11 protein-coding genes are annotated in these 12,740 nt (G+C 46.4%); 7 read left to right on the top strand and 4 right to left on the bottom strand.

Annotated elements, in window-relative coordinates; all coding sequences use genetic code 11:
- The first annotated feature begins 44 nt into the window (after positions 1-44).
- The 3 genes from J7E78_RS18590 to J7E78_RS18580 all read left to right on the top strand — a co-directional run bounded on the left by J7E78_RS18590 (position 45) and on the right by J7E78_RS18580 (position 4,157).
- On the top strand, positions 45-1,628 hold the full coding sequence (locus J7E78_RS18590; protein ID WP_215077675.1) for a sigma-70 family RNA polymerase sigma factor: 1,584 nt from the start codon (positions 45-47) through the stop codon (positions 1,626-1,628).
- A 428-nt stretch (positions 1,629-2,056) separates the two neighbouring features.
- Positions 2,057-3,316, top strand: coding sequence for a hemolysin family protein (locus J7E78_RS18585; RefSeq protein ID WP_251035138.1), 1,260 nt, complete (start codon positions 2,057-2,059; stop codon positions 3,314-3,316).
- A 328-nt stretch (positions 3,317-3,644) separates the two neighbouring features.
- Positions 3,645-4,157 carry a hypothetical protein gene (locus J7E78_RS18580; protein ID WP_215077673.1) on the top strand — a complete coding sequence of 171 codons (513 nt, stop codon included), beginning with the start codon at positions 3,645-3,647 and terminating at the stop codon, positions 4,155-4,157.
- A gap of 2 nt (positions 4,158-4,159) precedes the next feature.
- On the opposite strand, the gene J7E78_RS18575 is transcribed toward J7E78_RS18580, so the two are convergent.
- The 4 genes from J7E78_RS18575 to J7E78_RS18560 all read right to left on the bottom strand — a co-directional run bounded on the left by J7E78_RS18575 (position 4,160) and on the right by J7E78_RS18560 (position 8,484).
- Positions 4,160-5,113, bottom strand: coding sequence for a hypothetical protein (locus tag J7E78_RS18575; protein ID WP_215077672.1), 954 nt, complete (start codon positions 5,111-5,113; stop codon positions 4,160-4,162).
- The gene (locus J7E78_RS18570; RefSeq protein WP_215077671.1) at positions 5,091-5,681 is read right to left on the bottom strand and encodes an RNA polymerase sigma factor; all 591 of its coding nucleotides are present in this window, start codon (positions 5,679-5,681) and stop codon (positions 5,091-5,093) included. Before J7E78_RS18570 ends, J7E78_RS18575 begins: the two co-directional genes overlap by 23 nt.
- A 247-nt stretch (positions 5,682-5,928) precedes the next feature.
- The gene (locus J7E78_RS18565) at positions 5,929-7,161 is read right to left on the bottom strand and encodes an aminopeptidase (protein ID WP_215077670.1); all 1,233 of its coding nucleotides are present in this window, start codon (positions 7,159-7,161) and stop codon (positions 5,929-5,931) included.
- Between the two features lie 90 nt (positions 7,162-7,251).
- Positions 7,252-8,484, bottom strand: a complete 1,233-nt coding sequence (locus tag J7E78_RS18560; RefSeq protein ID WP_215077669.1) for an aminopeptidase — start codon at positions 8,482-8,484, stop codon at positions 7,252-7,254.
- Positions 8,485-8,718: 234 nt separating this feature from the next.
- Between J7E78_RS18560 and J7E78_RS18555 the strand changes: the two genes are divergently transcribed.
- From J7E78_RS18555 to fumC, 4 genes are all read left to right on the top strand, one after another.
- Positions 8,719-8,991: a hypothetical protein gene (locus J7E78_RS18555; RefSeq protein ID WP_397330595.1), complete on the top strand. Its 273-nt coding sequence runs from the start codon at positions 8,719-8,721 to the stop codon at positions 8,989-8,991.
- A gap of 180 nt (positions 8,992-9,171) precedes the next feature.
- Positions 9,172-9,981: an MBL fold metallo-hydrolase gene (locus tag J7E78_RS18550; protein WP_215077667.1), complete on the top strand. Its 810-nt coding sequence runs from the start codon at positions 9,172-9,174 to the stop codon at positions 9,979-9,981.
- Between the two features lie 180 nt (positions 9,982-10,161).
- A complete protein-coding gene (locus J7E78_RS18545; RefSeq protein ID WP_215077666.1) occupies positions 10,162-11,172 on the top strand; it encodes an aldose 1-epimerase in 1,011 nt (336 codons plus the stop codon).
- A 132-nt stretch (positions 11,173-11,304) separates the two neighbouring features.
- The gene (fumC, locus tag J7E78_RS18540; RefSeq protein ID WP_074095411.1) at positions 11,305-12,693 is read left to right on the top strand and encodes a class II fumarate hydratase; all 1,389 of its coding nucleotides are present in this window, start codon (positions 11,305-11,307) and stop codon (positions 12,691-12,693) included.
- Positions 12,694-12,740: the final 47 nt, after the last annotated feature.

Below are 12,740 nucleotides of genomic sequence, written 5' to 3'. Positions count from 1 at the left end.
TGAATAGAACAAGCAGCATGCTTATATGAAGGGAGTCTATAGCATTGAATTCATGGATTGAAGGAGCGATGAAGGGCGAAACCGAAGCTTACGCACAACTGATGTCTCAATATCGCGGGATGGCTCTTGCTGTTGCCTACAATCGTTTAGGAGATACATTTTGGGCTGAAGATGTCGTACAGGAGGCATTTACTGAAGCCTTTGGCAATCTGTCCAAGCTGGAGGACTCGGAGGCTTTTCCCGGGTGGTTCAAGGTGATCGTGGAGAGGCAGTGTTATCGCTGGCTACGACGTAAGCAGCATACCATGATTCCAGTTCAGGAGTTGGAGCATGTATTCCATGAAGAGGATCAGGGGCATAATCCGGAAAAACAAGCGGTGCAAAACGAAATGCATCGTACACTGCGTGATTCTATTGTAATACTGCCATCATCAATGCGGATTGCTGTTGAACTGTTTTATTTGGAAGGATACTCGCTCAAGGAAATATCGGATTTCCTCGGGGTCAAGGTACCTGCATTAAAGAAAAGACTGTTCGATGCCCGATCCAAACTCAAGCGTTCTATGCCAGTAAGGGATCTGGTCTCTGTGTTCAGTGACTTGTATGAAGGGGGAAAAGGCTTGTTACACATTATGAATGGGGATCACGCAGCCAATCGTTTAAGAGAGAGTGGAATTGAGGGAGACATCCTCGTATGGAGAGAGTTGTACACGTTCGGCCCGGTAGCCAAAGATATGGAAGGTGCAGAGAATCGAAAGAATCGGGCATCCGTGTTAGAGCGGCAGTTGGGCATTCCGCAGACGGAATACTTGCAGATCGAGGAGCTTGAACGCAAGTTGCATTCGTTTCAAAAATATAAGGAAATTGTCTTATGGTTCGAATACGATCTCTATGATCAGACGATGTTATCGTATCTGTTACATTATTTCAGAGGACAAGCGCTCCAGAATACGAAGCTGAATCTGCTCTGTATTGACTCGTATCCAGAGATTGAGCACTTTAGAGGACTGGGACAGCTCACCTCTACACAGATTGAACGTCTGTCCGGCAGTTGGCATGTGATTGAGAAAAACGAGTTACAAGCCGGTGCACAGTTCTGGGAAGCCTATACGTCGACTGATTTCCGGCATCATCTGGATTACTTGCAGGCAGACACTTCTGCGCTACCCTTTGCGAAAGCTGCCTTTAAGGCACATTTGTCCCGTCTGCCATCTGTATCGAACGGTCTGGGGGTCATTGAGCAGACAACACTAGAGACCATTAGAGCAGGTTTTGAGCGTCCATATCCATTATTTCGCGAGGTAGGGGACAAGCTGCATATTCTCGGGATGGGTGATCTTGAATACTGGGCACATCTGAGGCGGATGACAGAAGGACCTCATGCTCTGCTTCAGATGAGCGGTGCAACCACTTTCCCTAATTTCAAGCAGCATGATGAAACATTCCGTGACGGAGTCCTGTCGCTAACGGAACTCGGAATTCAGGTGTTGAATGGAGAAGTCGATTGGGCATTGCTGAAGCAGGATGAATTCTGGATCGGTGGATTGCATAACGCAAGCGGGAAACAAGCCAGGTGGCGCTGGAACACCGTTTCTGAGACCGTAGTGGAGGTTGAGTCGACACCGTAATTAGCGGATAGAATTAAGAAAATAACAGTATTGAAAAAAGAGGGCATCCAGTCATGCGGAAGCATGAGCTAGGATACTCTCTTTGGTTTGTTTAGATTAATGTTTGTGAAATGTTAAAAAAACAGCGTAATCGTTACTTTTGTTAAAGAAATAAGGCGTTTGTGCCATTTCGTTGTCATAGGACACGGATTGACTGTGTAGTGTAGAATTATATAATAAAAGAAGCATATCTTAATTATTCGACAGAACAAGGTGGAGGTGGAAGCATTGGGAAGTTGAAACTGCATATGAACGGCAGAATGGCAAATATCCTACATTTTCGAAGGAGGTGGACCTATTTGCCGAAGAATGACGGCGAATAGGATGAACATTTGAGTGACCCCTTACCGAGTATTTTAAATTTAGTATTCATTGGTTTACTTGTATTAATGAATGGTTTCTTTGTGTCGGCGGAATTCGCGATGGTGAAGGTTCGTGGAAGTCGGATTGAGGCTTTGGTGGAAACAGGCAACAAAAATGCCATCTATGCTTCCAATATCGTACGTAATCTGGATGCATATCTGTCAGCTTGCCAGCTAGGTATAACTTTGGCTTCACTGGGACTCGGGTGGCTGGGAGAACCCGCAATTGCACATCTGTTAGAGCCCGTGTTTACCGCATTTGGACTGGGACCAGTCTACGTTCATGGAATCTCTATTGCCATTGCATTTGTAATTATTACGATCTTGCACATTGTACTGGGAGAACTTGCTCCCAAAACGATGGCGATTCGAAAGTCTGAGACGATCACGTTGTGGTCTGCGGCTTTGCTAACGTTCTTCTACAAGTTGATGTATCCATTCATTTGGGCACTGAACGGTATGGCTAACGGCTTGTTGAGACTGTTCCGAATGGCACCAGCTTCGGAGATGGACTCGGCACATAGCGAAGATGAAATACGCATTCTGATGAAAGAAAGCAATAAGAGCGGTTTAATTGATAACACTGAATTAGCACTTGTTGATAATATATTTGATTTTACGGATACAACTGCCCGTGAAATTATGATTCCGCGGACGGAAATGATCTGTCTGAACGCCAATGAGTCCATGCTGGAGAATCTGGAGATTGCCAGCGAAAGTATGCGAACAAGGTATCCGGTATATAACGGAGACAAGGATCATATCATCGGCTTTATTCACATTAAGGATCTGATGAGATCCCAACTAACGGATACCATTTCCGTAATCCGGCCCATCCTGGCTGTGCCAGATACAACATTAATCAGTGATCTGCTCAAGCGTATGCAACGTAGCAAGACACAGATTGCGATTCTGATTGATGAATACGGGGGAACCTCCGGGCTTGTCACGCTTGAAGATATTATGGAGGAGATCGTGGGCGAGATTCAGGATGAATTCGATCACGAGCGTCCTGCGATTGAAAAAGTGGATGAGATGGAATACTCCATTGATGGTATGATGCTGATTGAAGAAGTCAGTGAACGATTCGGACTGGAGATGGATCGTGCCGATTACGATACCATCGGGGGGTGGCTATACTCCAGAGTAGATGCCATTCCACCTGAGGTCGGTCAATCGGTTGAGTATGGGGGTTATGTGTTTGTCATTCAAGAGACAGAGCATAAGCGGATTTCCCGAGTAAATGTGATTAAGCTGGAACTGTTGGTTGAAGAAGAAGGCGCGTAGCCGGATCGAAATTGTAACGAATGGAGCTGTATGGTGACGTAATGTCATGGTACAGCTTCTTTGCATGCTCATGATTCTTTGGATGCATGAATGACAATATCAGCGTAACGGTTCTCCGTGACCAAGCTATTTTTGATATAAATTCGCTTATAAGTGACGTAAACATTCTCTCCAGGAGCGAGACCATGCTGGAGATGCATGCAAAGACAAAAGACGCTGCCGACAGAAACATCGGAGCGTCTAATTTTTTTTTTTTGAAACCTGTCACCCGATCCGTCCGTTTATACCCTTACACAAATTCAAGTATGGAAGCGGAGGATGGATCAATATGCCGAAAACAAAAACGAAGAGTGCAGCATCTATACTAAAAGTAACCCTTGTTGCCTTGTTAATGGTGCCAACAATCCTGGCTATACCTACGTCCGAACCAGCCGTTGCAAGCCCGATGATCAACGTGTCCTCTGGTGCCCTTACAGCTCCGCCACCGCCAGAACCATTCATCCATTCACTTGCTGCCACTTCCGAACGTGGACATATCTATCAAGCGGTCGGTGCAGTCATCCCTGGGGGTGGACTATCGGCTATCGTCAATACCAAGACCACGACATATACAGCAATGAAGACACTTTCCGTAGATTATCGACTTGAGCGCTGGACAGGAACAGCATGGGTAACTTTCAAAACCAATTCCAACAATGCAACGAATACAAACTTACTGAATGCCGCATCGGATTGGACCGTTATGCCAGGATATTATTATCGCGTTACCAGTATTCATACAGCGTATGATGGAAGTAGCACGGAAACAAGCAAACATGTCTCTGGCACCGTGTTATTCTGATCTTATCGACGGGTGCTACCGGGAAACTTCTGCTCTTGAAAATCGTTGGCAATCGCAGTCATTTCTTCTTCCGAAAGGGTGCCAAACAGACTCATATTATTGGAACCCATCATCCACTGAAAGGAGTTATAGGGTGGGCCGATATACATCAGTGCTTCCGAGCCATCCGCCAGCTTTACGGTGCTCATATCACGAAGCATGGCCCCTTCAATTTTCTCCCCGGGCATGACATAGACATAATCAAACTGGATGATCTCATCCTCTATGCTCTTGCCTTCACTGGTATATTGGACTCTCATTTGGTTGGACTCATAATAATCGTCTGGATTCACAGGGTTTTCCGTATCGAGCACGAGTTCGAATTTGACCTTGTTGAATCGCTCGGGAATGGCCTTGGATAACAGAAAGTCACCCATGAACCCTTCGCGTGCGATCTCTTCCGTAACAAGTACTGGACGAAACAGATGGCTCGATAACTCATACGAAGGTGTATTAAGAGCTTCTTCTTCTTGTACTTTAAGAATGTCGTCTAAGCTGGTTTCTGGTGGTGGAGGCGTTTTGGCTGTTGACGGATCAGCCCCCAGATGGGTCGTGCGATCCTCGATGATAATGGATTTCATGCCATTGCCCCAATCCTTGATGGATTGCACAAATGGGGATACCGCTTGCGTACCGGACGGCAGGCTGAAAATAACGGCCCCAATGGTCACGGAAGCGGCTACGACAACTGAAAGTCGCAAGGTACGTATTCTTTTTTTACGTAAACCGATTCTGTTAATTTCCCTGTGTACCTTCTGCCAGGATTGCTGCATGGATTCGGTATGGGAGGCGGAAGGGGCAGAGACGGCCTGATGGAAAGCTTCATCAAAAGCCAGGTCAAACGCAGCGTCGAAATATTCGTCTTCCAGCTCTGAATCGAATCGCTCCACGTGCTTATCGGACTTGCCTTTGCTCAATGCTTCCACCCCATTCCTTATGTAATTTCTTCTTGATACTGCCACGGGCTCTGAACAAGCGTTGCTTCACAATGTCTTCGGAGGTATCCAGCAGTTCGGCCATCTCTCGGTAAGAGAGACCTTTTTTCCACCGTAACTCCACCAGTACACGATATTCCGGTTTGAGCTGTCCGAGATAATATTCAATAGACTCTTCCATCATCTGCGTTTCTACCATGCTTTCCACGGAAGCTGCCGTCTGATTCATCGTCTCCATATCTATAAAAACACTATCCGTATCCACTTGGTTACGGTTATTTTTATTTTTTCTCAGATAATTAATAGCTGTGTTCCGCGTGACGACCTTGAGCCAGGCTTTCAGTTTGACCTCGTCTTCGAAAATGGGTTTGTTTTTAATGATTTTGATAAAAGCTTCCTGAATAATATCTTCTGCTGCAGCACGCTCCTTGATGATATAAACGATAAGACCATGTACCATATTATAATATTCATAATACACTTCTTCCTGAAGTGCAGAGCCTAAATTATGGAAATCTGAGGCTAGTAGTAACTGGAGCCGATTGGCCATGATGTTCTCCTTTCTGGTGAACAATCCACAAACATTGGTATCATTACATTTTACAACATATTATGGAAAGGATACAATGGGAGGTTGGTCCGGGAAAAACCAGATGAGAGAAGTGTGTATAACATGCGGGAAAGTTTGTTGAAAATTAATAAAAGGCCGTCTCGCCAACCATGAGAACATGGTTGCAAGACAGCCTTTTCGACTGTTCAGAGAAAATACATTACGGGAGATAACTCTCTGTAATCAGTTAGAATGCCCAGTCTCCCTTAAGGAAGATGGCTTCGCGTTCGCCGTTTGCCGTAATACCGTAAATGTCCGTTTCGGGAGAGCCCATCATGAAGTCCACATGGGTGATGCTGATGTTCATGCCACGAGCTGCAAGCTCTTCAGGAGACATCGTTTTGCCACCTTCGATATTAAATGCATAGGAACTGCCAATTGCAAGATGGCACGACGCATTCTCATCATACAATGTAGTGTAATACAGGATACCACTCTCAGAGATCGGTGAATGGAAGGGGACCAAAGCTACTTCGCCGAGGTAATGAGATCCTTCGTCCATGGTAATGAGTCTTTCCAGCGTATCCTGACCTTCTTCAGCATGAAAATCAACGATACGTCCGTTCTCAAATGTGAGTGAAAAACGATCAATGATACTGCCGCCATAGCTGAGTGGTTTGGTGCTGGACACTTTGCCATTAACGCCATGTTTGGCTGGAGCGGTGAATACTTCCTCTGTCGGGATATTGGCAACAAAAGGGGTGCCTTGTTCATTCACGCTACCTGCCTGGGCCCAGATATGACCTTCTGGAAGCTCGACAGTAAGATCTGTCCCTGGTGAGAGGAAATGCAATGCTTGATACTTCTTGTTGTTCAGGGCAACGGCTTTGGTCTCCAGTCGTTCAATATGCTGTTCCCAAGCCGCTACAGGGTCCTCCAGATCGGCTCTCACTGCAGCAAAAATGGCTTCCCACAGCTGGTTAACCTGCTCGGCTGCCGGGAGATCCGGGAATACTTTGGCTGCCCAATCGGGGGAAGGACAAGCCACACCCGTCCAGCTCATTTTATCCGCCTGTTGATACTGACGGTACTTGGCCATCGCCTGACCAAATGTACGCTGATGGGTCGAGATCCGCTCAGGGTCAATACCTTTCATCAGGTCTGGGCTGGATGACAATACGGTCAGAAAGGCTGCATTATTGGCCGCCAGTTCTTCAAGCTCTGCTGCATGCCATTTCGGCGGCTCTTGGAAGGATTCCTCCGGAGCCATCTCAAACCGCAATCGATTGACGGTTTCATCCCCGTATTTTACAATCACCTGCTTGGCGCCAGCTTCGTATCCTTTGCGAACCAGCAAACGTACGAATTCAGCGGTATCAATCATCGCAGAGATGACAAATACTTGCCCTGGTTGCACGTTAGCACCTACTTTTACAGCAAGTTCAGCGTAACGATCCAGTTTTTGTTCAAAGCTTAACATATGAGTTCCCTCCAATTGTTGAATTGTTGACCTGTTGACGCAGGAAAAGAGAGGAGTAATCTCCTCTCTCCTAAATCACATCAAACGGGATTAAAATGCCCAGTTTCCTTGCAGGAAGATCGGCTCTTCCGTACCTTCGGAGGTTACGCCATGGATGTTCATTTCTCCGGATCCAATCATGAAGTCTACATGAGTGAGGCTGGAGTTCATGCCACGTTCAATTAATTCTTCTTTGGACATCGTTTTACCACCTTCCAGACAGAAGGCATAGGCATTACCGATCGCCAAATGGTTGGAGGCATTTTCGTCAAATAGAGTATTGTAGAACAAAATATTGGTATCGGAAATTGGTGACTGATGTGGAACGAGAGCAACTTCACCCAGATAGTGTGCACCTTCATCCATCTCAATCAGATTTTTGAGTGCATCGAGACCTTGTTCAGCGGTATAATCTACAATTCGACCGTTCTCAAATGTCAGTGAGAATCCGTCAATCAGGTTGCCGCCGTAGCTGAGTGGTTTCGTGCTGCGCACTGTGCCGTTAACACCCGTTTTCAGCGGAGCCGTGAATACTTCTTCCGTAGGCATATTGGCAATAAAGACATGTCCTTGCTCATTCACACTTCCACCGGATACCCAGATATGGCCTTCTGGAAGTTCGATGGTCAAGTCTGTGCCTGGAGCTGTATAGTGAAGCTTTTTGTATTTTTTGTTGTTCAGCAGATCAGCGCGGGAATCCAGGTTTTGCAAATGGTTTTTCCATTCGGCAACAGCATCCTGCTCACCGATCCGTACCGTTTTGAAAATGACGTCCCACAGGCGATCCACTTGTTGTGCTTCTGGCAGATCCGGGAACACTTTAGCTGCCCATTCCGGAGAAGGAACGGCCACGATAGACCAGCTGAATTTGTCAGCCATCTGATAAGAACGATATTTTTCGAGCGCTTTGCCGCGCACTTTTTGGCTGGTAACAATCCGTTCCTGAGCTACACCGTTCAGCAGATCCGGATTTTCAGCGATGACGTGCAGAATAGCGGCACCTTCTTCAACGAGTTCAGTCATTTCAGCTGCAAACCATTTTGGTTCAATGGTGAAGGCTTCATCAGGTGCAAGATCGTAATGAAGACGCGTTACGGTTTCATCGCTCCAGTTTACTTTGACCAATTTCGCACCTTTACCATAAGCTGCTTTGACAATCAGTCGTACAAAATGGGCTGCCGAGATTGGAGCGTTAACCACGAGTGTCTGCCCAGGATGGACATTGACACCGACTTGTACAGCCAGTTCAGCATATTGCTGAAGATTCGTTTCAAAAGTATTCATGCTATTTTTTCCTCCAATGTGAACATAATATTGTAGCTTGTTGGCTAATATAGATGTTGTTCAAACACGTAATATAATCCCCATTACAACGATGTAAGGACTCAGAAGGGTTCCTTCATTGAATAAGGTATACGTTGCTACGTTATATATTGTACAATTAACCAATAACAATTACCAAACTAGGTTTACCAGAAATGTTGGAGACCGACTGTAAATGAAAGATTAAAGGAGAGAATGATTGTGAATATTGAAATTATAAGTGCTGAAATGCGCCGTGAAGGTGAAAAAGGATACGTGGGAAATACCGTTTACCGCACAGAAGGCGAAAAGTCCGTATATGAGATTACCTTCATGAGCAAGAACGGAAAAGATTGGGACTATAGCTTGCATTTCACGGAGCAATCCGGTGATGAAGAAGAGTTACTGCGTATGGACGAGTTGCTTGAGAATGATGATGACTTGTACAATCAATTGCTCGATGCTGCTTTGGAGGCATATCCGGCTTAACTGGCCGAGATGTTCTTGTTCTATTGTGTCGTGTCGATGACTATACTAGACGGTGTATGCCCAAAACAGGGTGTATACCGTCTATTTTATTGGAATGTTGAATAGATGATCCAGAAAAAGGGAAGTCTACGAGATGAATGGAACCAGAGAGACAATCCGCCTAATGGGAGGTAACCGTGAATGGCATCTGACAATCTGATTACAGAAGGGTTGACGGGACTTGAAGAAGTCGCGCCCGATATTCTCAGTCTACGTACACTATTTGTTAATGTCGTGTTCATCGGAGTGCCAGGAAGCAGGAACTGGGTCCTCGTGGACACCGGAATGGCGAGGTTCACGGATCATATTGTTCAGGTTGCAGCAGAACGTTTTCAAGGTCCACCGTCTGCGATCATATTGACGCATGGTCACTTCGACCATGTAGGAACCGTTATTGAGCTGGAACAATTCTGGGGTGTGCCAGTGTATGCACACCCGCTTGAAATTCCGTATTTAACGGGGTTGAAAGATTACCCGCCAGCGGACCCTTCTGTAGGTGGAGGTTTAATGTCCAGATTGTCATTCGCTTATCCCAATGAGGCAATCAATCTGGATGATCGGATATTCAGTCTGCCCAAAGATCATTCCATTCCAGGCGTTCCGGGATGGAATTGGGTGCACACGCCAGGTCACACCCCTGGACATGTGTCGCTGTTTCGGGAAGCGGATCGTTTGCTGATTGCAGGAGACGCGATCATCACGGTGAAGCAGGAATCGCTGTGGAGTGTGTTGCTTCAGGACAAACAGTTGCATGGCCCACCGTCCTATTTCACCACCGATTGGCAGGCTGCTCATCAATCGGTGCAGCATATAAGGCATCTCGAGCCGAAACTTGTGATCACCGGGCATGGGCATGCCTTGAGCGGAGATATGCTGAGTGAATCCTTGAAGCGGCTTGATCTGGACTTTGAAGAGAGCACTGTGCCGGATCACGGTAAATATGTGGATTAATTCAACCCTGATAAGAAAAGGCAGCAGAGACAGCCGCAGTGGATTGCAGCTGTCTTTTTCCTGTCTTTTTTGTGGCTCAATCATGAATTTGTTCTCTATCATAGATTGGTATTTTGCGCTCGGGCATGATATAGTCGAGCCGTATAATATAACCTTAGTATGCAGGAGGTACATATAACAATGACACAGCAAAATGCAGCATTCGAAGAACAATTTGGAGGGATACCAGCCATTTGGCTTCGTTTTAATCAGTTTGAAGCGGCAGTTATTCCAAGCGTGGGTGCCAACCTCGTTGCTTTCCGTGATACAGAAAAGGGTTTCCGTTACTTGAGAGAGCCGAACCAGGATCAGATGGATGAATTTATGGCTGCACCTGCGGTCTATGGTATTCCGATTCTTTCACCACCAAACCGTTATGAGGATGGACGTTTCCCCTGGAATGGTAAAGTCTACCATTTGCCTGTGAACGAACCGGCTACCGGTAACCATTTGCATGGATTTTTGCATGATGCCGAGTGGAAGGTCGAGGGATACGGTTCTGATCCGCTGGAGAGCTATGTGTTGCTTAGCCAGGACGTGAAAGAAGGACATACATTCCATCAGTACCTGCCGTTTACGTTCACAGTAACGCTTCGTTACTCTCTGAGTAGCCAGGGATTACAGCAGCAATTGATCGTACGCAACAACGGGAAGGAATACATGCCTAATCTGTTTGCATTCCACACCGCGATCGCTGTACCATTTGCACCGGATAGTCAAGCCTCGGATTACACGGCCAAAGTTACCATTGGACAACGACGGGAATTGAATGAGCGTTCTCTGCCAACAGGACAATATCAACCGCTTACACCTGAGGAAGAACAATTGAAGAAAGACGGGGTTAGTCCGTTCTTTGCTGCGATGGATAATCATTACACCGCAGAGCCTCAGAATGGACGTAACTATATGGAACTTACGGATCACCGTACTGGAGACAAACTGGTATATGATGTGGGTACATCATACAAACACTGGATGATCTGGAACAATAACATGGGTGGCGAATTCTTCTGTCCTGAACCACAGATGAACCTGGTTAATGCCCCGAATGTTGAAGGCATCCCGGCGGAAGAAATCGGATTGATCGGTCTGGAACCAGGTGAACTATTCGAACAGAGCAGCCGATTGTATCCAATTGCGCCACAAAAATAATTCACGCTCGTTTTGCGCTACGCTTACAATTTTGTCGAAAAGGTGAAAACCTGCTCGTAAATCATGTATAATATGACGAGATACACAAGCTTTGTAGAGACCCAAACCATCTTTTTGGAGGAGGACAAGCAAGTGGAATACCGCATTGAGAGAGATACGTTAGGCGAAATGAAAGTACCAGCCGACAGGCTGTGGGGAGCTCAGACGCAGCGCAGCAAGGAGAACTTCCCGATTGGCAGTGAACATATGCCGATGGAAGTTATCCGTGCCCTTGCCATTTTGAAAAAAAGTGCTGCGGCCAGTAACCATAAATTAGGTAAATTATCTGCGGCTAAGTCCGATGCCATCGCTTATGCAGCAGACGAGATTATTGCAGGCCGAATTGATGACCATTTCCCACTGGTCGTATGGCAGACGGGAAGCGGAACACAATCCAATATGAACGTGAACGAAGTGATTGCGAATCTGGGGAACCAACTGCTGGAGCAAAAGGGCAAGGAAGAGCGTCTGCATCCGAATGATGACGTGAACATGTCCCAGAGCTCCAACGATACATTCCCAACGGCTCTGCATGTCGCAGGTGTTCTGGCTGTTGAGGATCAACTCTTGCCGGCCATTGCGGTATTAAAAGCCACTTTTGCTGACAAGTCGGAGGCATTCAAGGATATTATCAAGATTGGACGTACCCACCTCCAGGATGCAACACCAATTACGCTTGGTCAGGAGATCAGTGGTTGGGAAGCCATGCTGGGCAAGAGTGAGCGTATGATCCGTGAAAGTGTACAGTACCTGAAGGAGCTTGCGATCGGAGGTACAGCTGTCGGAACGGGCATTAATGCACATCCGGACTTTGGGGACTTCACTGCCAAGGAGATTGGCAAACATACGGGGAAAGATTTTGTATCTGCACCAAACAAATTCCACGCACTTACAAGTCATGATGAAGTTGTGTATGCGCACGGTGCGGTTAAAGCGCTTGCAGCTGATTTGATGAAAATTGCCAATGATGTCCGCTGGTTGGCCAGTGGTCCTCGTAGTGGATTGGGCGAGATCCGTATTCCTGAGAATGAGCCAGGCAGCTCCATTATGCCGGGTAAAGTCAACCCAACTCAGAGCGAGGCCATTACTATGGTGGTTACACAGGTCATGGGTAATGATGCAGCGATTGGTTTCGCAGCAAGTCAGGGTAATTTTGAACTGAATGTATTCAAACCGGTTATCATCTATAACTTTTTGCAATCCGTGCAACTGCTGGCGGACTCCATTATTGCGTTTAATGACAAGTGTGCCGTAGGTATTGAGCCTAATCTGGATCAGATTGAACATAATCTGAACAACTCGCTTATGCTGGTTACAGCGCTCAACCCGCATATTGGTTATGAGAATGCAGCCAAAATTGCAAAGCTTGCACATAAAGAGGGCTTGTCTTTGAAACAGGCAACGTTACAAACGGGCCTGCTGACCGAAGAGCAATTTGATCAATATGTCGATCCAGCCAAAATGATCGCTCCAAAGGCCTGAACTCATTCAGTTATTACGAATACGAAACCGCCTAAATCGAGAAAGAG

Origin of the sequence: Paenibacillus polymyxa (assembly GCF_018614975.1) — a bacterium.
GTDB classification, from domain to species: Bacteria; Bacillota; Bacilli; order Paenibacillales; family Paenibacillaceae; genus Paenibacillus; species Paenibacillus polymyxa_E.
This window is presented reverse-complemented; position numbering and strand designations above follow the sequence as displayed.